The following is a 20,493-nucleotide window of genomic DNA, read 5'->3' as shown; positions in this document are numbered from 1 at the left end:
CCAATACAGGCGTGGTGCAGGTCACTTGGACGTACTTTAAAGGGGTGCCTGACACAAAACCCACAGTCGCGGTGCTGACCGCGTTGTCACTGGAGTACGCGGCCGTACGGGCTCACCTCACGGACCTGCGGAAGCGGGAGCATCGCCGGGGAACCCGGGCGGAGGTGGGGCGGTTGCCCGGTACGCCGTGGTCGGTGGCACTGGTGGAGATGGGCGAGGGGAACCTGACGGCCGCGGCGCTGACCGAGCGTGTGATGTCGTGGCTGGAGCCCGAGGCCGTCTTCTTCGTGGGAGTCGCCGGGGGGTTGAAGAGCGACATCGCGCTGGGTGACGTGGTGGTGGCGACCAAGGTGTACGCGGTCCACGGCGGAAAGGAGACACCGGAGGGCTTCCTCGTACGGCCGGAAGCGTGGCGGGCCTCGCACCGGTTGGCCGCGGCGGCGCGGGACGCCTTGCGGGACGATCCGCGGGCGCATCTGAAGCCGGTCGCGGCGGGGGATGTGGTACTGGCGGCTGTGGAGTCCGGGCTGGCCGAGCATCTGCGGAGGCATTACAACGACGCGGCCGCCATTGAGATGGAGGGCTCGGGGGTCGTGAGTGCGGTGCATCTCGCCGGTGGGGATGCGCTGGTGATCCGGGGGATCAGCGATCGGGCTGACGGGGACAAGTCCCGCGTGGACGCGGAGGGCCGGCAGCCGAGGGCCGCGGCGAGTGCGGCCGCGGCGGTGGTGGCGGTACTGCGGGAGCTGCGGCCGGTCGGGGGGCGGGCGTCGGTTTCCGGCGGCTCCGACGACCCTGAGGAGGGTCCCCATCGCGGGCCGGCGTACGGAGGGGACCACCTCGACTTCCGGGGGAGCACCTTCCACGGGCCCGTCATCGCCAAGCAGGTGGGGCGACGGGACGGGGAACGGCAGTAGCTCGGGGCCGGGACACGTACATGGTCCGGTGCCGGTGGCGACGGCCGCGCTCCCGGGAGTACCCGCGGGGTTCACGGGACGGGACGAGGACCTGGCCCGGCTGATGCCGGTGCTGGACCCGTCGGCGGGTTCCGACCTGCCGGTGGTGATCTGCGCGGTGTCCGGGCTGGGGGGCATCGGGAAGACCGCGTTGGCGTTGTACGCGGCGCACCGGGCGGTCGCGGAGGGGTGGTTTCCCGGTGGCACGTTGTTCGTCGACTTCCGGGGATACGACAAGGACCCCGTGACGGCTGATCAGGCGCTGCTCACGCTGTTGGACGGGATGGGGGTGCGGAGCTCGGATCTGCCGCAGACGGCGAACGCTCAGTACGCGCTGTATCGGCGGCTGCTGGCCGAGGAGCGCCGGTCGATGCTGCTGATCCTCGACAACGCGTCGGATCCGGAGCAGGTCTCCCCGCTCGTGCCCGGGACGGATCACCACCGGGTGCTGATCACGTCTCGGGATCGGCTGACCGACCTGGACGCGCGGCTGTTCGACCTCGACGTGCTCAAGCCGGAGGCGGCGGCCGAGCTGATCGACCGGTCGTTGCGGTTGAGCGACGGGAGTGACGACCGGGCCGCCCGTGAGCCGGATGCCGTTGCCGAGCTTGTCATCCTGTGCGGTCTCCATCCGCTTGCGTTGCGGATCGCTGTCGGCATGCTGCGCAAACGCCGGTACCGGAGCATCGCCTCGCTCGTGGGCGAGTTGCGGGAGGCCGAGGATCGGGCGGGGGCTTTGGGGGTCCGGCCCGTCTTCGAGGTGGCGTACGGACAACTGGCGCCGGAGCCGGCGAGGTTGCTGCGGTTGGTGTGCCTCGCTCCCACGGCCGAGGTCAGTGGTGAGGCGGCCGGGGCGTTGGCCGGCCTCGGGCTCGTTCAGACGGCCGGTCTGCTGGAGGAGCTTGCCACCTCGCACCTTGTGACACCGGTGCCGACCGGTGGAGATGTGCGGTGGCGGTTGCACGACCTGGTGCGGGCCTTCGGGGCGAGCGTGGTGGCGGGGGATGCGGATCTGCGGGCGGAGGGGGAGGCCGCGCGGGAGCGGATGCTGGAGTTCTACCACCGGTGGACGACTGCGGCGGACGACCGGCTGAACTGGCTGCCGGGCATGCCGGAACCGGAGCGGTTCGCGGACGTGGCGGAGGCACTGGCATGGCTCGACGGGGAACGGACAGGCCTGGTGGGGGCGGCACAGTGGGCACGCGAGGGGCGGCACGCGAGCCTCGCGGTGAAGTTGACCGTACGCCTGACTAGGTACTTCGACTGGCGGCGCTACTACGATGAATGGTCCGGTCTCGCGCGCATCGCTCAGGAAGCCGCCCACCGTGCGGGAGACCTCGTCGGTGAGATCGATGCCTGGGACAGACTGGCCATGGCACTGCGTGAGGTCGACAAGCCGGAAGAGGCCATCGCCGCACACAGACACTGTCTCGCTCTGCTCCAGGCCGTGGGAGACGACAGGCGTGTGGCCAACGCGTGGGGTGGCCTTGGGCTTGCCCTGACCGACGCGGGTCGTCTTGAGGAGGCCATCGACGCGAACATCCGGGACCGGGATCTGCGCCGGGCGGCCGGGGACCGTCGTAACGAGGGCAACGCATGGAACCATCTCGGCATCGCGCTGCACGAAGCGGGCAGAGTGGAGGAGGCCATTGATGCCTACACCCACGCCCGCGACCTGTATGAAGCCGTCGAGGACCGCAACCGCGCAGGTATGGCGTGGCACAACCTCGGCAACGCTCTGATGGACGCGGGCCGTTTGCCGGAAGCCATGGACGCCTACGGCAACTCCCGGGTGAGACACCGTGAGTTCGGTGCCTGGTACCACGAAGGCACGGCCCTCTGGGCCCTCGCTCGCGCTCATGAGGCCGCCGACCATCCCGTCGAAGCCCGGACGGCCTGGCTCGACGCCGCCAAAGCCTTCGCTCGTGCCGACGCCACCGAAGAAGCAGCCGAAGCCCAATCCGCCGCAGACGCATTGACCTGACTAGACCACTCAACCTACGTTCACCGGGCAGCCATCCCCGCGCCACAACGAAGTGAGCCCGCAGGAGGTCATGCCCGTGCGCCCCACCGCCGCCTTACTCCCTGCCGTCTTCGTCGCAGCCACGCTCACTGCCTGCGGCAGCAGCTCCGGCAGCGACCCCGACACCGTGAAGGTCTCCTTCAAACAGTCCACGGACAACTCCATCAAGGTGATGGACACCTACCTCGCGGACATCAAGAAGCAGTTCGAGAAGGCCCACCCCGGCAAGAAGGTCGAGCTCGTCCCGATCAAGGCCCCGGACTCGGAGTACTACACCAAGCTCCAGCAGATGCTCCGCTCCCCCAAGACCGCCCCCGACCTGGTCTACGAGGACACCTTCCTCATCAACTCGGACATCACCAGCGGCTATCTCAAGCCCCTCGACCCCTACCTCGCCAAGTGGCCGGACTGGAACCGGTTCATCGACACGGCGAAGACGGCGGCCAGGGGCGAGGACGGCAAGACCTACGGCGTCCCCGACGGCACCGACACCCGCGGACTCTGGTTCGACAAGGGCGTCTTCGCCAAGGCCGGCCTGCCCGCCGACTGGCAGCCGAAGACCTGGAAGGACGTCCTGACCGCGGCCCGCACCATCAAACGGAAGGTCCCGGGCGTCATCCCGCTCAACGTCTACACGGGCAAGCCGGTCGGCGAGGCCGCCACCATGCAGACCTTCGAGATGCTGCTCTACGGCACGAACGACGGCCGCACGGACCCCCTCTACGACAAGGCGAACAAGAAGTGGATCGCCGGCGGCCAGGGCTTCGAGGACGCCCTCGCCTTCGTCGAGACGGTCTACAAGGAGAAGCTGGGCCCGGACGTCTCCGACGCGCTCGACCCGAACGTCATGACCCGGGTCCGCGGCGAGTGGCTCCCGAAGGGCAGGCTCGGCATCGCCCTCGACGGCTCCTGGCTGCCGCAGGACTGGCTGCCCGGCAGCGGCCACGAGTGGCCCGAGTGGTCGGAGAAGCTCGGCCTGGCCGCCATGCCCACGCAGCACGGCCAGGCGCCCGGCAAGGTGAGCATGTCCGGCGGCTGGACCTGGTCGATCCCTGCCAAGGCCGGCAACCCGGACCTGGCCTTCGAGTTCATCAAGACGATGCAGACCAAGACCAACGCCCGGAAGTGGTACGTCGCCAACTCCGGCATCGCGGTCCGCGAGGACGTGGCGAAGGACCCCGGGTACGCCACCGCCCAGCCCGGCACCAAGTTCTTCACCGACCTGGTGCGGCACACCCACTACCGCCCCGCCTACCCGGCCTACCCGAAGGTCTCGACGGCCATCCAGGAGGCCATGGAGGGCGTGACGACGGGCGACATGTCGGTCGACGAGGCGACGGGCGACTACGTGGACGCCCTGAAGGACGCCACGGACAACCAGGTCGTCGAGCGATAGGCGACGGTACGCCCCGATGACCACCGCGGCACCGCACACCGACCTCGGAAAGACGCCCGGCCGCACGGCTCCCCGCCGGCCGGGCGCGCTGGTCCGGGCCCTCCCCCTCACCCCCGCCGTCGTCCTCCTGCTCCTCTTCCTCGCCGGCCCGATCGCCTACTGCGTCTACATCGCCTTCACCGACCTCCAGCTCACCGGCCAGGCCCAGGACTCGTTCGTCGGCTTCGAGAACTTCACCCGGGCCTTCCGGGACGAGGCGTTCCGCAACGCCGTATGGCTGACCCTGGTGTTCACGGTCCTGTCGTCCCTCATCGGGCAGAACACGCTCGGCCTCGCCCTGGCGGCGTTGATGCGGCGCGCGTCGAAACCGGTCCGCACGCTCACCGGCGGCATCGTGGTCACCGCCTGGGTGCTGCCGGAGGTGGTGGCAGGGTTCCTCCTCTACGCCTTCTTCCGCCGCGAGGGCACCCTGAACGCCATCCTGGACTGGCTCCACCTGCCCTCCCAGAACTGGCTGTTCACCCTCCCGATCCTGGCGGTGTCCTTCGCCAACGTCTGGAGGGGCACGGCCTCTCGATGCTGGTCTACTCGGCCGCGCTGAACGAGATCCCCAAGGAGATCACCGAGGCCGCCGAGGTCGACGGGGCGGGCGGCTGGCGCCGCATGTGGCACATCACCCTGCCCATGATCCGCCGCTCCATCGGCACGAACCTCATGCTCAACACCCTTCAGACGCTCTCGGTCTTCGGCCTGATCTGGGTGATGACGAGAGGCGGTCCTGGCGGCAAAAGCCAGACACTGCCCCTCTTCATGTACGAACAGGCCTTCCAGAACAGCCTGATCGGCTACGGCACGGCGGTGGCCCTGCTCCTCCTCCTGGTCGGCTCGCTCTTCTCCCTCGTCTACCTGCGCCTGCTGCGGACGGAGGTCTGACCCGCATGGCAGTCACACTCGCCTCCCGCCGCACGACCCGCCGCCTGGCGGCGGACGCGGGCCTCCTGGTCGTCGCGGCGGCTTTCGTACTCCCCCTCGCCTGGGTGATCCTGTCCTCCCTGGACCCCCGCGCCGACCTCCGCGTCAAGCCACCCGACGGCCTCACCCTGGACAACTTCGACGCGATCCTGACCCCCGAGATCACCTTCACGCCCCTGCTCAACAGCCTGATCCTGTGCGGCGGCGCGACGCTGCTGACGGTGGTCTGCGCGATCCTGGCGGCCTACCCGCTCTCCCGCTTCCGCTCCCGCTTCAACCGCCCGTTCCTGCTGACCATCCTCTTCGCGACGAGCCTGCCGATCACGGCGATCATGGTCCCGGTCTACGCGCTCTTCGTCCGGGTGGACCTGATCGACACCATGCAGGGCACGATCTTCTTCTTCGCCGCGTCCCAACTGCCCTTCGCCATCTGGCTGACGAAGAACTTCATGGACGGCGTACCGAAGGAACTGGAAGAGGCGGCCTGGACCGACGGGGCGTCGTCCCTCCAGTCCCTGATCCGGATCGTGCTGCCCCTGATGGGCCCGGGCGTGGCCGTCGTGACGGTCTTCTCCTTCGTCATGATGTGGGGCAACTTCTTCGTCCCCTTCATGCTCCTGCTGACACCCGACCAGCTGCCGGCCTCCGTCAGCATCAACGACTTCTTCGGCAACCGGGGGATGGTGGCGTACGGGCAGCTGGCGGCGTTCTCGATCGTCTACTCGACCCCGGTGGTCCTTCTGTACATCCTGATCGCCCGACGCCTGGGAGGGGGCTTCGCACTGGGCGGAGCGGTCAAGGGCTGACCGACGTTGTCGCCAGGCCGGTTGGGCCCGCAGCCGGCGGAACAGGGTGCCGCCGCGCCCACCCGTGCCGCCCTGGGGGCACCTCCCAGGCCCTTAAGGCACTGGGGGAGGCACGATTGCCCGCAGCTAGGCAGGTCCAGCGGCCCGGAGCCCGGCGGCCTGCGGCAGCTGAGCGGGTTGCCGCGCCCCAGACCGCCACGCGCCCGCACCCGCGCACGCACTGAAGGGGACGTGTCGGGGGGTGTCCGCCCGCAGCGGTTGGCGCGTCAACGGACAGCGAGTCGGCGTCCGACCCCATCGCGCCGTTCCGAGGACGGACACCCCCCGGCGCGGCCCCGACACACAACCGGCGAGCAGGCGCGACACAAGCCCCCACCAAAGCCGCACAGGCCGCCGCAGGCCCCCCGCCCAACCGCCGGAGGCACCCGCAGGCACCCCCGCCCAACCGCCGGAGGCTCACCGCACAAGACACGGCCGCCTGCCGTCGAACTCCCAGCCAGGCACCAGATACCGCATCGCCACCGCGTCGTCCCGCGCCCCCAGCGCTTTCTCCCGGTACAGCTCGTGCGCCGCCAGCAGCCGGTCCATGTCGAGCCCGACACCCAGCCCGGGCGCGTCCGGGACGGCGATCTCCCCGCCCACGATGCGGGGCGGCTCGACGGTCAGCCGCTCCAGTCCCTCCTGCCAAATCCAATGCGTGTCCAGCGCGTTGTACTCCCCCGGCGCCGCGGCCCCGCAGTGCGTCACCATCGCCAGGGAGATGTCGAAGTGGTTGTTGGAGTGACACCCCCAGGTCAGCCCCATCGCGTTGCACAACTGCGCCACGCGCACCGACCCCTGCATGGTCCAGAAGTGCGGGTCGGCCAGCGGAATGGAGACCGACTGGAGAGCCAGCGCATGGGCCATCTGACGCCAGTCGGTCGCGATCATGTTCGTCGCGGTGGGCAGCCCCGTGGCCCGGCGGAACTCCGCGAGGATCTCCCGCCCGGAGTAACCATCTTCCGCCCCGCAGGGATCCTCGGCGTACGCGAGCGTGCCGACCAGCGGCCGGCACAGCTCGACCGCCTCGCGCAGGGACCAAGCGCCGTTCGGGTCGAGGGTGATCCGGGCCTCCGGAAACCGCCGCTTGAGCGCGCGCACGGCCGCGACCTCCTCGGCCCCCTCCAGCACGCCCCCCTTGAGCTTGAAGTCACGGAACCCGTAGAGGTCGTAGGCCGCCTCCGCCTGCCGCACGATCGCCTCCGGCGACAGCGCCTCCTCGTGCCGCACCCGATACCACTCCACGGACGAGCCGGGCTCCCGGACGTACTCCAGATCCGTCCGGTCCGGGTCACCGACGTAGAAGAGGTACCCCAGCACCCGCACGGAGTCCCGCTGCTGCCCGTCGCCCAGCAGCGCCGCCACGGGTACGTCCAGATGCTGCCCGAGAAGGTCGAGCAGCGCCGACTCGACCGCGGTCACGGTGTGGACGGTGGTCCGCAGGTCGAAGGTCTGGGCACCGCGCCCCCCGGCGTCCCGGTCGGCGAACCGGTCGCCGATCTCGCGCAGCACCCGCTTGTAGTCGCCCACCTTCGCCCCCACGACCAGCGGCTCGGCGTCCCGCAGCGTCTGCGTGATCTTCTCTCCGCCCGGCACCTCCCCCAGCCCGGTCCGCCCCTCGGAGTCGGTGAGAACGACGACGTTGCGGGTGAAGTACGGGCCGTGCGCGCCGGAGAGGTTCAGCTCCATGCTGTCCCGCCCGGCGACGGGGTAGACGGCGAACGCCGTGACGGTCGGCTGCGGTCCGATGCTCATCGGGGGCCCCTTCTGAAGGCTTCTGAAGGCTGAATCGAAATGGTTCAGAGACTGAGGGTGTCGAGGACCCACTCGACCGCCAGTACGCCGCCCAGGCCGAGCACGGCGAGCACGGTCGTATAGGACGTACGGACCTTGATCGCCTCGATGACGGAGAGGTTGAAGTACTCCTTGAACAGCCAGAACCCGGGGTCGTTGACGTGGGAGAAGGCGATGGAGCCGCAGGCGACGGCCAGCACCATGACCTCCGGGTGCACCCCGCTGCCCGCCAGCAGCGGCAGCGCCACGCCTGAGGCCGTGACGACGGCGACCGTGGCCGAGCCGAGCGCGATACGGAGGATGACGGCGACGAGCCAGGCGAGGACGATCGGCGAGACGGACCAGCCGTCGGTGACGTCCTTGATGTAGTCGGAGATCCCGCCTTCGACGAGGACGTTCTTGAAGGCCCCGCCCGCGCCGATCACCAGCAGGATCATCGCCATCGCCTGGGCCGCCGAGCCGCAGGAGGCGCCGACGTCGCTCAGGCTGCGCCCGATCCGCGGTCCGAACACCCACACCGCCAGGCACAGGGTCAGCAGCAGGGCGATCGGCGCCGAGCCGACGAAGGCGACGAAGTGCAACAACGGGCTCTCGCCGCCGGCGGCCATGTCGGTCACGGCGGCGGCCACGATCAGCACCACCGGGAACATCGCCACGAACAGCGACCAGCCGAGGCCCGGCATCTCCTCGTCGGTGAACTCGCGCTCGCTGACCAGGCCCTTGGGGATGGCGGGGGTCATCCGCGCGACGAACGGAAGACGCGGCCAGGTCAGGGCGATGAGCGCCCCGGCGGGCACGGCGACGAACAGGCCGTAGAACAGCGTCAGTCCGACGGAGGCGTGGAAGGTCGCGGCGACGGCGGTGGGGCCGGGGTGCGGCGGGAGGAAGCTGTGCATGGTGGACAGGGCGATGGACATCGGCAGGCCGACCCACAGCAGCTTCGCGCCGGTGACCCTGACCAGGGTGAACGCGATGGGCACGATGATGACGAACGCGACCTCGTAGAACATGGTCACGCCGATCAGCATGGACGTGACCACCATGGCGACCTGGACCCACCGCGGTCCGAAGGCGTCGAGGAGCTTGCCGGCTATCCGCTGCGCGGCGCCCGCGTCCCCCATCACACGGCCGACCATGGCGCCGAGCCCGATGGTCAGCATGGTGTCGCCGATCTGGTCCCCGATGCCCTCGGAGAGGACGTCCGGGATGGTCGCCACCGGAATCCCCTGGACCAGTGCGACCCCGACCGCCACGAGCAGCAGGGCCGCGAAGCCGTTCAGTCTCAGCCTGGTCATGAGGAGGAGCAGAACCAGAACGCTGATCCCGACTACGAGCAGAGGCAAGGCAGTTCCCCTTTGAACCGGTGTCCATCCCTATATGCAGACGGCGTCTACGTATGCAGATGGAGGCTAAGTGGGTGAACGTGCCGGGTCAATGGCCTGGCGATCACGGATTCATGCGGACCTACGATGAGCCGCATGCAGGAGAGCAGAGGCGTCCGCGGCGTGAAGTCGGCGGCCCGGACCGTCGCGCTGCTGGAACTGCTCGCCGAGCGGGGGGAGCAGCCCTCACGCCTCGATCAGCTCGCGGAGGACCTGGGCGTGCCGCGCAGCAGCATGTACCAGCTGCTCCAGACCCTCGTCGACGCCGGCTGGGTCCGCACGGACGCCACCGGCTCCCTCTACGGCATCGGGATCCGCGCGCTGCTCACCGGCACCGGCTACCTGGACGGGGACCGGCATGTCCGGGCCGTCCGCCCGTACCTCGACGAGGCGTCGGACACGCTCGGCGAGACGATCCACCTGGCCCGGCTCGACGGCCGGGACGTCGTCTACCTCGCCACCCGCGAGTCCCACGAGTACCTGCGCACCATCAGCCGGGTCGGCCGTCGCGTCCCGGCCCACGCCGGCGCGCTCGGCAAGGCACTCCTCGCGGAACGCGCCGACGACGAACTCCCGCTCACCGACTGGCCGTTGCCCGCGCTCACGAAGAACACCCACACCGACCGGACGGCCCTCCTCGCCGACCTGGCCCGGGTGCGCGAGCGCGGCTACTCCATCGACCGCGAGGAGACGGTCCCCGGCATCACCGGCTTCGGCTTCGCCCTGCGCTACGGCACCCCGGCCGTCGACGCCATCAGCTGCTCGGTCCCGGTGGCCCGGCTGACCCCGGACCACGAGGCCCGCATCGTCGCAGTGATGCGGGACATCCGGGCAAGGATCGAATCCCACCTACCACCGACACCGGGCGCACCCGACTGGCGCTAGGGGGTGTCCGCAGGTCCCGTCCCCCGGAGGGCAGGCCCACCGCCGGAAACGGCCAGTAGCCTCAGGCGGCATGGGCATTGAGATCGATGTGGTGGTGGGTCACCCGGTCAACGACGAGGTGGAGAGGGTGCTCGGGTTGGCCGAGGCGGTCGGTGAGCCCGTCACCGTCACGTTCATGTGGGAGGGGCGCGAGGAGGCGGAACGCGCGGTGCTGGTGCCCGCGGCCACGCTGGCGCTCTGGGAGCACTGGGCGCCCACCGCCTACCCGAAGAATGACGCCGGGGACGGCAACGGGGCTGTGGCAGGGGAGCCGGAACCGGCCCACCCGGCGGAGTTCGGCGCGTTCACGCTCTTCCGCCGTCGCGCGACAGGGCGCACGGCGGTCGCCCGCGAAGGCGTGGTGGTCGCCGAGCTCCTGGACCCCGACGAGGCGCACTGGCTCCGGGAAAAGGCCCGCGATGTCCGCCAAGGCTTCATGGACCCGAAGCAGAAGGCGGCGTTCGAGGAGTTCCTCGCCCGGGAGGCATCCCTCGACGAGCAGTGACGCGCCGCCTCATGCGCGCAAGAGATCCCCGGCGCGGCCGCCCCGTCGAACCGCGCCCGCCACCTCTCAGCCGGCCGCCCCGTCCGGCAGGACCCCGGCCCGGAACGGCTCCACGCCCTCCAGCCTCCGCACCCGCGTCGGCTCGATCAGCAGCATCACCCGGCGCTCCCCGGGCAGCAGCCACGGATAGCGGTCCTCCCCGAGGTACTTCCGCGCGAGCCGGTCCATCGCCCGCTCCGCCTCCTCGCCCTCCACGAACCGGACGACCTTCCCCCGGATCTCCGCCCGGTCGTACGGGTTGGAGGGGTCGTGGTGGGACAGCGAAACGTACGGATTGCGCCGCAGATTCTCCTCCTTGACCCGCCCGATGGAGGTGTTGACCATGACGTACTCCCCTTCGATGTCCGCCCACATGGGCGACACCTGGGGCGCTCCGTCCGCACCCACCGTCGCGAGGTGCCAGAAGTTCGTCGCGAGAAGACGCTCGCGAATATGCCCATTGAGCTTGCCGTTCACCTGAGCGACCACCTTTCCGGGCCCGAGATCACCAGGCCCGGCGCCATCCTCGCCGCACCTCCGCCCCGGCCGACAGACGATCTTCGGCCCCGGTCGAACCCGCCGGTAGCCGTAGCTTCCTACAATCCGTGATCCTGGCCGAACAGACCGTAGTCACCGCAGCCCCGCACCCCTAGCTTGTGGCCCGTGCGCCGACCTTCAGCCCGCCCGAGCCAGCCCACCCCCCAGCCCCTGCCCGCCAAACCGACGCCCCCGCCCTTCAACGCCCCCGCCGCCCGCCGCCTGCGCGCGGCCCTCGGCATGACGCCCGAGCACGTCGCCCACGACATGCGCGTCTCGTACGGGCACCCCCACGTCACCCCGGACCACGTCATGGCCTGGGAACGCGGGGTCGCCGCCCCCTCCGGCTCCGAACTCACCGCGCTCGCGGGAGTGCTGTGGTGCTCGCCCGGCGAACTCATCGGCAGACCCCGCACCCTGCGCGAGCACCGCATCGCCCGCGGTTTCGCCCCCGAGGACGTGGCCCGCGCCGTGGGGCACGAACTCCACGCCTATCTGCGGATGGAGGAGACCGACACCTGGCGCGGCACCGACCGTCAGTCCGCCGCTCTCGCCGATCTGCTCGGCCTCCGGCTGTCCGACTTCGTCACCGTCACGGGCCGCGACGCCAAGCTCGGCGAACTGCTGCGCAACGCCGTCACCACCCGCTGGCAGGCCTACGTACGCCCGGTGGCCAAGGTCGTGCCCCTGGACCGGCAGTTCCTGGAGAACGCCCTCCAGGGCCTGCACCAGGACTACCAGGGGCACATGGCCGCCACCCTGAGCTGGGGCGGCGGCACCGGCGAAGCCGGCGACACCGCCCGCGACTTCCTCGACCGGATCGTCGAGCACTTCTGGACGAGGATCCAGGAGAGCCCGGCCTAGGACCTGCCCAAGCCCGGCCGCCCTAGAACACCGACTCGGCCTCGTCCATCCGGTCCTTGGGCACCGTCTTCAGCTCGGTCACGGCCTCCGCGAGCGGCACCATCACGATGTCCGTCCCGCGCAGCGCGGTCATCCTGCCGAACTCGCCCTGGTGCGCGGCCTCCACCGCGTGCCAGCCGAACCGCGTGGCGAGCACGCGGTCGTACGCGGTGGGTGAGCCGCCGCGCTGGACGTGGCCGAGAATGACCGGCTTGGCCTCCTTGCCGAGCCGTCGCTCCAGCTCGTGGGCGAGTGCCGTGCCGATGCCCTGGAAGCGCTCGTGGCCGAACTTGTCTATGGCGCCCTTGCCGTAGTCCATGGTGCCGTCGGCGGGGTGGGCGCCCTCGGCGACGCAGACGACCGCGAACTTCTTGCCGCGGGCGAAGCGCTCCTCGACCATCTTCACGAGGTCGGCGGGGTCGAACGGCCGCTCCGGCAGACAGATCCCGTGCGCACCGGCCGCCATGCCGGACTCCAGCGCGATCCAGCCCGCGTGGCGTCCCATGACCTCCACGACCATCACCCGCTGGTGGGACTCGGCAGTGGTCTTCAGGCGGTCCATCGCCTCGGTGGCGACGCCGACCGCCGTGTCGAAGCCGAAGGTGCGGTCGGTCGACGAGATGTCGTTGTCGATCGTCTTCGGGACGCCCACGACCGGCAGACCCGCGTCGGACAGCATGCGGGCCGCCGTCAGCGTGCCCTCGCCGCCGATCGGGATCAGCGCGTCGATACCGAACTCGTGGATCATGTCGGAGGCGTTCTCGCAGGCCTCACGGAGACGGTCGCGCTCCAGCCGGGACGACCCCAGGATCGTGCCGCCGCGGGCCAGGATGCCGCTGACCGCGTTCAGGTCGAGGGTGCGGTAGCGGCCGTCCAGCAGGCCCGAGTAACCGTCCTCGAAGCCGATGACCTCGTCGCCGTAGTTGTCGACCGCCCGGTGCACGACCGACCGGATCACGGCGTTCAGGCCGGGGCAGTCGCCGCCTGCGGTGAGAACTCCGATACGCATCGTGCTGTGTCTCCTGCTCGCTGTTGATACCGGTGAGCCTCTGCCGATTGTTTCACGCTCCCCAGCCCGGCGTCGCACATCGAGGCTGACGGGCGCCTTATCCATCGGCGGAGGTATTGTCAAGAGGGTTCTGCTCACCTCGGTGGGCGATTTTTGTGCCCGTGGCTGGATAGCCATTGGCTTGATGTGTACCGCTTGATGTGTACCCCCATTCGAGACGAAACGGAGAGCGCGCGTGACCCGCAGCGTGTACGTGACCGGCATCGACCGCGGCGACGGCCGCCAGGTCGTCGAACTGGGGGTCATGGAGCTCCTCACCCGGCAGGTGGACCGGGTGGGCGTCTTCCGTCCCCTCGTCCACGACGGGCCCGACCGCCTCTTCGAGCTGCTGCGCGCCCGCTACCGGCTCACCCAGGACCCGGCGACCGTCTACGGCATGGACTACCACGAGGCGTCCGCCCTCCAGGCCGAGGCCGGCACGGACGAGCTGGTGTCCACGCTCGTCGACCGCTTCCACCTGGTCGCCCGCGACTTCGACGTGGTCCTGGTGCTCGGCACCGACTACGCCGGCACCCAGCTCCCGGACGAGCTGTCGCTCAACGCCCGGCTGGCGAACGAGTTCGGCGCGTCCGTGATCCCGGTCGTGGGCGGCCGCAAGCAGACCGTCGAGTCGGTGCTCGCCGAGACGCGCAACGCCTACCGCGCCTACGACACGCTGGGCTGCGACGTCCTGGCCATGGTCACCAACCGGGTGGCCCGCGAGGACCGCGACGAGATAGCCGGCCAGCTCGACTCCCGGCTCCCCGTGCCCTGTTACGTCCTGCCCGACGAGCCCGCGCTGTCCGCCCCGACCGTCTCGCAGATCGGCCACACGCTGGGCGCGAAGGTGGTGCTCGGCGACGACTCGGGGCTGGCCCGGGACGTGCTCGGCTTCATCTTCGGCGGCGCGATGCTGCCGAACTTCCTGGGCGCCCTGACCCCGGGCTGCCTCGTCGTCACCCCGGGCGACCGGGCCGACCTGGTCGTCGGCGCGCTCGCCGCGCACAGCGCCGGCACCCCGCCGATAGCGGGCGTGCTGCTCACCCTGGACGAGGTGCCCGGCACCGACATCCTCACGCTCGCCGACCGGCTCGCGCCCGGCACCCCGGTGCTGTCGGTGGCCGGCACCAGCTTCCCCACCGCCGAGCAGCTGTTCTCCCTGGAGGGCAAGCTGAACGCGGCCACCCCGCGCAAGGCGGAGCGGGCGCTCGGCCTGTTCGAGCGGTACGCCGACACCGCCGACCTCGCCCGCCGCGTCTCCGCCCCGAGCAGCGACCGCGTCACGCCGATGATGTTCGAGCACAAGCTGCTGGAGCAGGCCCGCTCGGACCTGCGCCGCGTGGTGCTGCCCGAGGGCACCGAGGAGCGCGTGCTGCACGCCGCCGAGGTGCTGCTGCGCCGGGGCGTGTGCGAGCTGACCCTGCTCGGCCCCGTCGACCAGATCCGCAAGAAGGCCGCCGACCTCGGCATCGACCTCGGCGAGTCCCAGCTGATCGACCCGGCCACCTCCGACCTGCGCGACGCCTTCGCCGAGAAGTACGCGGCCCTGCGCGCCCACCGGGGCGTCACCGTGGAGCTGGCGTACGACGTCGTCTCGGACGTGAACTACTTCGGCACGCTGATGGTCCAGGAGGGCCTCGCCGACGGCATGGTGTCCGGCTCGGTGCACTCCACGGCCGCGACCATCCGCCCGGCCTTCGAGATCATCAAGACGAAGCCGGACGCCGACATCGTCTCGTCGGTGTTCTTCATGTGCCTGGCCGACAAGGTCCTCGTCTACGGCGACTGCGCGGTCAACCCGGACCCGAACGCCCAGCAGCTCTCCGACATCGCCATCCAGTCGGCGAGCACGGCCGCGCAGTTCGGCGTGGAGCCGCGGATCGCCATGCTGTCGTACTCCACGGGCACGTCCGGCTCCGGCGCCGACGTCGACAAGGTGCGCGAGGCCACCGAGATGGTCCGCACGCGCCGGCCCGACCTGAAGATCGAGGGCCCGATCCAGTACGACGCCGCCGTGGAGCCGTCGGTCGCGGCGACCAAGCTGCCCGGCTCCGAGGTGGCCGGGCAGGCGAGCGTGCTGATCTTCCCCGACCTGAACACCGGCAACAACACCTACAAGGCCGTGCAGCGCTCGGCCGGCGCCATCGCCGTCGGCCCGGTTCTCCAGGGCCTGCGCAAGCCGGTCAACGACCTGTCCCGGGGCGCCCTCGTCCAGGACATCGTCAACACGGTCGCCATCACGGCGATCCAGGCCCAGTCCCCCGCCCCGTCCCCGAGCGAGAAGGCGACCGCCCAGTGAGCCCCACCCGCGTCCTCGTCCTCAACTCCGGCTCCTCGTCGGTGAAGTACCAGCTGCTCGACATGCGCGACGACAGCCGGCTGGCGGTGGGCCTGGTCGAGCGCATCGGCGAGCAGAGCTCGCGCCTGAAGCACACCCCGGCCGGCGGCGAGAGCCGGGAGCGCGGCGGGGCGATCGCCGACCACGACGCCGCCCTGAAGGCCGTCGCCGAGGAGCTCGCCAAGGACGGCCTCGGCCTGGACTCGCCCGAACTGGCCGCGATCGGGCACCGGGTGGTGCACGGTGGCAAGTCCTTCACCGAGCCGACCGTGATCGACGACGCCGTGCTCGCCGAGATCGAGCGGCTCATCCCGGTCGCCCCGCTGCACAACCCGGCCAACCTCACCGGCATCCGCACGGCGCAGGCCCTGCGACCGGACCTGCCGCAGGTCGCGGTCTTCGACACCGCCTTCCACACCACGATGCCGGAGTCGGCCGCCCGCTACGCGATCGACGTGAATACGGCCGACGAGCACCGCATCCGGCGCTACGGCTTCCACGGCACCTCGCACGCCTACGTCTCCCGTGCGACGGCCGAGCTGCTCGGCAAGGACCCCGCCGAGACGAACGTGATCGTGCTGCACCTGGGCAACGGGGCATCGGCCTCGGCGGTCAGGGGCGGTCGGTGCGTGGACACCTCCATGGGACTGACGCCTTTGGAGGGGCTCGTGATGGGTACGCGCTCGGGAGACATGGACCCGGCCGTCATCTTCCATTTGATGCGTGTTGGTGGAATGTCCGCCGACGAGATCGACACTCTTCTCAACAAGAAGAGCGGTCTGATCGGACTGTGCGGTGACAACGACATGAGGGAGATCCGCCGCCGCGTCGACGAGGGCGACGAGCAGGCGGAGCTGGCGTTCGACATCTACATTCACCGCCTGAAGAAGTACATCGGCGCCTATTACGCCGTACTCGGACGGGTGGACGCGGTGGCCTTCACCGCCGGCGTCGGCGAGAACGCGGCGCCCGTGCGGGAGGCCGCCCTGGCGGGCCTGGAGGAGCTGGGCCTGGCGGTGGACGGCGAGCGCAACGCCGTACGCGGCGACGAGGCGCGGCTGATCTCGCCCGAGGGCGCCCGGGTCGCGGTGGCGGTGGTGCCCACTGACGAGGAATTGGAGATCGCGACACAGACCTACGCGCTGGTAATTGGTCCGGGGAATCACACCTGAGCGGCATCCCGCCCTTTTGTATTTTCCGCCAGACGGAATATTCCGTTGCGAAACAAACCGATAGGATCGCCCCATGCGCCGTTCGAAAATCGTCTGTACTCTCGGCCCCGCGGTCGACTCCCACGAGCAGCTTGTCGCGCTGATCGAGGCCGGCATGAACGTGGCCCGCTTCAACTTCAGCCACGGCTCGCACGCCGAGCACCAGGGCCGGTACGACCGGGTCCGTGCCGCCGCCAAGGAGACCGGCCGGGCCATCGGGGTCCTCGCCGACCTCCAGGGCCCCAAGATCCGTCTGGAGACCTTCGCCGAGGGTCCCGTGGAGCTGGTCCGGGGTGACGAGTTCACCATCACCACGGAGGACGTCCCGGGCGACAAGACGATCTGCGGGACGACCTACAAGGGCCTGCCCGGCGACGTGACCAAGGGCGACCAGGTCCTCATCAACGACGGCAACGTCGAGCTGAAGGTCACCGAGGTCGAGGGCCACCGGGTGAAGACGATCGTCATCGAGGGCGGCGTCATCTCCGACCACAAGGGCATCAACCTGCCCGGCGCGGCCGTCAACGTGCCCGCGCTGTCCGAGAAGGACATCGACGACCTCCGCTTCGCGCTGCGCATGGGCTGCGACCTGGTCGCGCTGTCCTTCGTCCGGGACGCCAAGGACGTCCAGGACGTGCACCGCATCATGGACGAGGAGGGCCGCCGCGTCCCGGTCATCGCCAAGGTGGAGAAGCCGCAGGCGGTGCAGAACATGGAGGACGTCGTGATGGCGTTCGACGGCGTGATGGTCGCCCGCGGTGACCTCGCCGTCGAGTACCCGCTCGAGAAGGTCCCCATGGTGCAGAAGCGCCTGATCGAGCTGTGCCGGCGCAACGCCAAGCCGGTGATCGTGGCGACCCAGATGATGGAGTCGATGATCACCAACTCCCGTCCGACCCGCGCCGAGGCCTCCGACGTGGCCAACGCGATCCTGGACGGCGCCGACGCGGTCATGCTGTCGGCGGAGTCCTCGGTGGGCGCGTACCCGATCGAGACCGTCAAGACGATGTCGAAGATCGTCACCGCGGCCGAGCAGGAGCTGATGTCCAAGGGCCTCCAGCCGCTGGTCCCGGGCAAGAAGCCGCGCACGCAGGGCGGTTCGGTCGCCCGCGCCGCCTGCGAGATCGCCGACTTCCTCGGCGGCCGCGGCCTGGTGGCCTTCACCCAGTCCGGCGACACCGCCCGCCGGCTGTGCCGCTACCGCGCCGTCCAGCCGATCATCGCGTTCACCACGGACGAGTCCACCCGCAACCAGCTCGCCCTCAGCTGGGGCGTGGAGCCGCACGTCGTGCCGTTCGTGAACAGCACCGACGAGATGGTCGACCTCGTGGACCAGGAGATGGTGAAGTTGAACCGCTTCAACGAGGGCGACATCGTGGTCATCACCGCCGGCTCGCCCCCCGGTGTCCCCGGCACCACCAACATGGTGCGCGTCCACCACCTGGGCGGCGCCAAGAGCTGATCCGAGGAGGCCCGGGAAGGCCTCTGTACGCCGCTGAGGGCGCCCCCTGTGACAGGGGGCGCCCTCAGCGTGTGTGCGGCTCCCGAACGGGCTTGGAGGGGTGCTCGGTTGGTTACGCCCCTCAGTCCGTGACGTACTGACTCAGCCCCGGCACCGTCAGCGTGCCGCCGAACTGGCCGGCCTGGGTGACCTTCGCGTTGGTGAAGTAGATCCACGGGATGTTCAGGGGCGGCGGGTGCTCCGGGTCGAACGTGACCGGGACCAGCCCGAGCAGGTTGCCCGAGATCTTCTCCGTGTACATCACCGTCTTGCCGCCGGTGATGGTGGACTCCGAGCCCTTCGCCGCCTGGACATGGTGGGTCTTGCCGGACTGCTTGTCCTTGACGAGCTGGTGCAGGTCCCCGATGATCGTCTGCTTGTTGACGACGTACTTCAGGACCTTCTTGGTGGCACCGCTCGCGGTTTTCACCTCCACGATGCCCTGGTAGTCGGCACCGTCCAGCGTCAGCGAGCTGGCCTCCAGGTACCAGGGGTCGTCGGGCACGAGGATCTCGTTGTCGATGCCGCCCTCGGCGTCCGTGGCGGCCGGGCAGTCCTCGGGGTCCACGGAGGGGCTCGCGGACGGGCTGGGGGAGGCGGTGGCCTTCCCTGCCGCGTCCTCGGCCGCCTCGGCCGCCTTCTCGACGGCCCCGGTGGTGTCCTCGGCCGCCTTCGACGCCGTGCCGGCCGTGTCCTTCACGGTGTCCTTCGCCGTGTCGGTGACCTTGTCGGTGGTCTCCTTGACGGTGTCGGACGGGGCGTCCTCGCCGGCGTCCGGGGACTTGCTCGTGTCCACGGGCTCGTCCGTGTCCCCGGACGGCGAGGCGGACGCGGACGGCGTGGGACTCGGGCTCGCGGTGGACTTGCCGCCGTCGAAGATGCCGCCGATCGCGTCGCCGATGTCCTCCAGCACGTTGCGGTCGCTCGGGGACGGCGACGGGCTCGGCGATGCCGCGTCGTCCTCGCCCGAGGTGCCCGAGGAGGGCGAAGGGGTCGGCGTGGGCTCGGTCTTGCCGCCCGTGTCGTCGGAACCTGAATCCGACGAACCGGACGAGTCCGCGGGGTCCTTGTCCGCGTCCGAGCCGCCCGCGGGCGCCGAGGGAGTCGGCTCGGACGTGTTCTCGTCCTTCTTGCCGTCCTCCTCGCCACCGCTCGCCGAGGGCGAGGGGGAGGCGCCGTCCTTGTCCTTGTCCTTGTCGCCCTCCAGCGCCGCGACGCAGTCCTTGTACTCGTCGGCCTTCAGGCTGTTCGAGGTCGACGGCTGGTCGTCGGCGAGGGCGAGCGTCGGGGTGAATCCCATGCCCATGAGGACCGCCGTGGGCATCGCCGCCATGGCTATCGCCTTGCCGGCGGGCATCTGGAACCGGGTGAACAGCGGCTTCTTGGGGGCCGCGTGACGAGGCCCCGTTCTCGCCCGAACCGGGGTCTCGGGCAACTGGTCGCGGGCGTCAGCCGACACGGTACCCCCCGTTACGGGCCTCGGACCGGACGCCGTCCGCCGGACCACCGTCGTCGGTCTCGTACGGCGTCTGCGGCGGGACCGGCTCATCGCCGGCGCCTTGGGGCGTGGGTTCCACGGCACCTTCGCCGGCCGGTCCGCGACCGGGCTTGTGCCGTCCCCCCTCGACGCCCTCCGCGTTGCCGGGCGCCCAGGAGACCGCGAGCGCACCACCGAACAGCGCGAACAGGAAGCCGATGATGAAGCCGCCGATGTTGGACACCACCAGCGACACCAGGGCGAGGATGATCGCCGCGACACCGGCGAAGACCCGCGTCGCCTGCTGGAACCACATGGTCAGACCCAGCGTGATCAGCAGGACCCCGATGATGAGGGAGCCGGCACCCGCGGTGGTCGCCATGGTGAGCGACATGGTCCCCAGCTTGAGGGTGGCGTAGGGGAAGTAGGCGATCGGCACCCCGCCGAGGATGGTGAACAGCCCTGCCCAGAACGGCCGGCTGCCCCGCCAGTCACGGAATCGCCGACGCAGCCGGGTGAAGGTCCCGGCGCTCTGGACCGGAGTCTCGGCACTCATGGAAAACAGCTCCCTCGGTCCGGTGGAGGTACGTACCGGCTCGGAAGTAGGCGTTCAGTAGCCGGAAGTCGTAAGTCTGTGAAGGT

General features: G+C 70.1%; 16 protein-coding genes and 1 pseudogene. 11 read left to right on the top strand and 6 right to left on the bottom strand.

Annotated elements, in window-relative coordinates; translation table 11 throughout:
* The first annotated feature begins 44 nt into the window (after positions 1 to 44).
* The 5 genes and pseudogenes from QC385_RS25825 (at position 45) to QC385_RS25805 (ending at position 6,153) form a co-directional block, all read left to right on the top strand.
* Positions 45 to 917 carry a 5'-methylthioadenosine/S-adenosylhomocysteine nucleosidase gene (locus tag QC385_RS25825; protein WP_279543738.1) on the top strand — a complete coding sequence of 291 codons (873 nt, stop codon included), beginning with the start codon at positions 45 to 47 and terminating at the stop codon, positions 915 to 917.
* 103 nt (positions 918 to 1,020) lie between these two features.
* On the top strand, positions 1,021 to 2,940 hold the full coding sequence (locus QC385_RS25820; protein WP_279543736.1) for a tetratricopeptide repeat protein: 1,920 nt from the start codon (positions 1,021 to 1,023) through the stop codon (positions 2,938 to 2,940).
* Positions 2,941 to 3,010: 70 nt separating this feature from the next.
* The gene (locus tag QC385_RS25815; RefSeq protein ID WP_279543735.1) at positions 3,011 to 4,375 is read left to right on the top strand and encodes an extracellular solute-binding protein; all 1,365 of its coding nucleotides are present in this window, start codon (positions 3,011 to 3,013) and stop codon (positions 4,373 to 4,375) included.
* A gap of 16 nt (positions 4,376 to 4,391) precedes the next feature.
* Positions 4,392 to 5,308 (top strand): annotated as a pseudogene (locus QC385_RS25810) (carbohydrate ABC transporter permease).
* A gap of 5 nt (positions 5,309 to 5,313) precedes the next feature.
* Positions 5,314 to 6,153: a carbohydrate ABC transporter permease gene (locus tag QC385_RS25805; protein ID WP_279543733.1), complete on the top strand. Its 840-nt coding sequence runs from the start codon at positions 5,314 to 5,316 to the stop codon at positions 6,151 to 6,153.
* Positions 6,154 to 6,609: 456 nt separating this feature from the next.
* Here QC385_RS25805 and QC385_RS25800 read toward each other — a convergent pair whose 3' ends face one another.
* Both QC385_RS25800 and QC385_RS25795 read right to left on the bottom strand, forming a co-directional pair.
* Positions 6,610 to 7,947 (bottom strand): enolase C-terminal domain-like protein, encoded by a 1,338-nt coding sequence (locus QC385_RS25800; protein WP_279543732.1) that lies wholly within the window; start codon positions 7,945 to 7,947, stop codon positions 6,610 to 6,612.
* 44 nt (positions 7,948 to 7,991) lie between these two features.
* A complete protein-coding gene (locus QC385_RS25795; protein ID WP_279543731.1) occupies positions 7,992 to 9,329 on the bottom strand; it encodes a gluconate:H+ symporter in 1,338 nt (445 codons plus the stop codon).
* 135 nt (positions 9,330 to 9,464) lie between these two features.
* Here QC385_RS25795 and QC385_RS25790 point away from each other — a divergent pair, with 135 nt between their 5' ends.
* Together QC385_RS25790 and QC385_RS25785 are read left to right on the top strand one after the other, a co-directional pair.
* Positions 9,465 to 10,253: an IclR family transcriptional regulator gene (locus tag QC385_RS25790; RefSeq protein ID WP_279543730.1), complete on the top strand. Its 789-nt coding sequence runs from the start codon at positions 9,465 to 9,467 to the stop codon at positions 10,251 to 10,253.
* Positions 10,254 to 10,323: 70 nt separating this feature from the next.
* Complete coding sequence (locus tag QC385_RS25785; protein WP_279543729.1) at positions 10,324 to 10,797, top strand: hypothetical protein; 474 nt, start codon at positions 10,324 to 10,326, stop codon at positions 10,795 to 10,797.
* A gap of 66 nt (positions 10,798 to 10,863) precedes the next feature.
* Here QC385_RS25785 and QC385_RS25780 read toward each other — a convergent pair whose 3' ends face one another.
* Entirely contained in the window at positions 10,864 to 11,313 is a 450-nt protein-coding gene (locus QC385_RS25780) for a PPOX class F420-dependent oxidoreductase (RefSeq protein WP_193502911.1), read from the bottom strand.
* 177 nt (positions 11,314 to 11,490) lie between these two features.
* Here QC385_RS25780 and QC385_RS25775 point away from each other — a divergent pair, with 177 nt between their 5' ends.
* Complete coding sequence (locus QC385_RS25775) at positions 11,491 to 12,237, top strand: helix-turn-helix domain-containing protein (RefSeq protein WP_443032995.1); 747 nt, start codon at positions 11,491 to 11,493, stop codon at positions 12,235 to 12,237.
* 22 nt (positions 12,238 to 12,259) lie between these two features.
* Here QC385_RS25775 and QC385_RS25770 read toward each other — a convergent pair whose 3' ends face one another.
* Entirely contained in the window at positions 12,260 to 13,285 is a 1,026-nt protein-coding gene (locus QC385_RS25770) for an ATP-dependent 6-phosphofructokinase (RefSeq protein WP_086844696.1), read from the bottom strand.
* A 235-nt stretch (positions 13,286 to 13,520) separates the two neighbouring features.
* Between QC385_RS25770 and pta the strand changes: the two genes are divergently transcribed.
* The 3 genes from pta (at position 13,521) to pyk (ending at position 18,335) form a co-directional block, all read left to right on the top strand.
* Positions 13,521 to 15,623 carry a phosphate acetyltransferase gene (gene pta / locus QC385_RS25765; protein WP_279543727.1) on the top strand — a complete coding sequence of 701 codons (2,103 nt, stop codon included), beginning with the start codon at positions 13,521 to 13,523 and terminating at the stop codon, positions 15,621 to 15,623.
* Positions 15,620 to 16,834 carry an acetate kinase gene (locus tag QC385_RS25760; protein ID WP_279543726.1) on the top strand — a complete coding sequence of 405 codons (1,215 nt, stop codon included), beginning with the start codon at positions 15,620 to 15,622 and terminating at the stop codon, positions 16,832 to 16,834. Before pta ends, QC385_RS25760 begins: the two co-directional genes overlap by 4 nt.
* 73 nt (positions 16,835 to 16,907) lie before the next feature.
* Entirely contained in the window at positions 16,908 to 18,335 is a 1,428-nt protein-coding gene (gene pyk, locus QC385_RS25755; protein ID WP_279543725.1) for a pyruvate kinase, read from the top strand.
* A 121-nt stretch (positions 18,336 to 18,456) separates the two neighbouring features.
* Here the strand turns inward: pyk and QC385_RS25750 are convergent, their stop codons facing one another.
* Both QC385_RS25750 and QC385_RS25745 read right to left on the bottom strand, forming a co-directional pair.
* Positions 18,457 to 19,731 (bottom strand): hypothetical protein, encoded by a 1,275-nt coding sequence (locus QC385_RS25750; protein ID WP_279543876.1) that lies wholly within the window; start codon positions 19,729 to 19,731, stop codon positions 18,457 to 18,459.
* 91 nt (positions 19,732 to 19,822) lie between these two features.
* Positions 19,823 to 20,407 (bottom strand): DUF6114 domain-containing protein, encoded by a 585-nt coding sequence (locus QC385_RS25745; protein WP_279543724.1) that lies wholly within the window; start codon positions 20,405 to 20,407, stop codon positions 19,823 to 19,825.
* Between the last annotated feature and the right edge of the window lie 86 nt (positions 20,408 to 20,493).

Origin of the sequence: Streptomyces sp. DH10 (genome assembly GCF_029813805.1) — a bacterium.
GTDB lineage: Bacteria > Actinomycetota > Actinomycetes > Streptomycetales > Streptomycetaceae > Streptomyces > Streptomyces coeruleofuscus.
This window is presented reverse-complemented; position numbering and strand designations above follow the sequence as displayed.

Bases quoted from the DNA above. Each gene is read 5' to 3' on its own strand.
- QC385_RS25800 (WP_279543732.1), bottom strand. From the start codon at position 7,947: ATGAGCATCGGACCGCAGCCGACCGTCACGGCGTTCGCCGTCTACCCC.
- QC385_RS25820 (WP_279543736.1), top strand. From the start codon at position 1,021: ATGCCGGTGCTGGACCCGTCGGCGGGTTCCGACCTGCCGGTGGTGATC.
- pyk (WP_279543725.1), top strand. From the start codon at position 16,908: ATGCGCCGTTCGAAAATCGTCTGTACTCTCGGCCCCGCGGTCGACTCC.
- QC385_RS25770 (WP_086844696.1), bottom strand. From the start codon at position 13,285: ATGCGTATCGGAGTTCTCACCGCAGGCGGCGACTGCCCCGGCCTGAAC.
- QC385_RS25745 (WP_279543724.1), bottom strand. From the start codon at position 20,407: ATGAGTGCCGAGACTCCGGTCCAGAGCGCCGGGACCTTCACCCGGCTG.
- QC385_RS25785 (WP_279543729.1), top strand. From the start codon at position 10,324: ATGGGCATTGAGATCGATGTGGTGGTGGGTCACCCGGTCAACGACGAG.
- QC385_RS25815 (WP_279543735.1), top strand. From the start codon at position 3,011: ATGCCCGTGCGCCCCACCGCCGCCTTACTCCCTGCCGTCTTCGTCGCA.
- QC385_RS25805 (WP_279543733.1), top strand. From the start codon at position 5,314: ATGGCAGTCACACTCGCCTCCCGCCGCACGACCCGCCGCCTGGCGGCG.
- QC385_RS25750 (WP_279543876.1), bottom strand. From the start codon at position 19,731: ATGCCCGCCGGCAAGGCGATAGCCATGGCGGCGATGCCCACGGCGGTC.
- QC385_RS25790 (WP_279543730.1), top strand. From the start codon at position 9,465: ATGCAGGAGAGCAGAGGCGTCCGCGGCGTGAAGTCGGCGGCCCGGACC.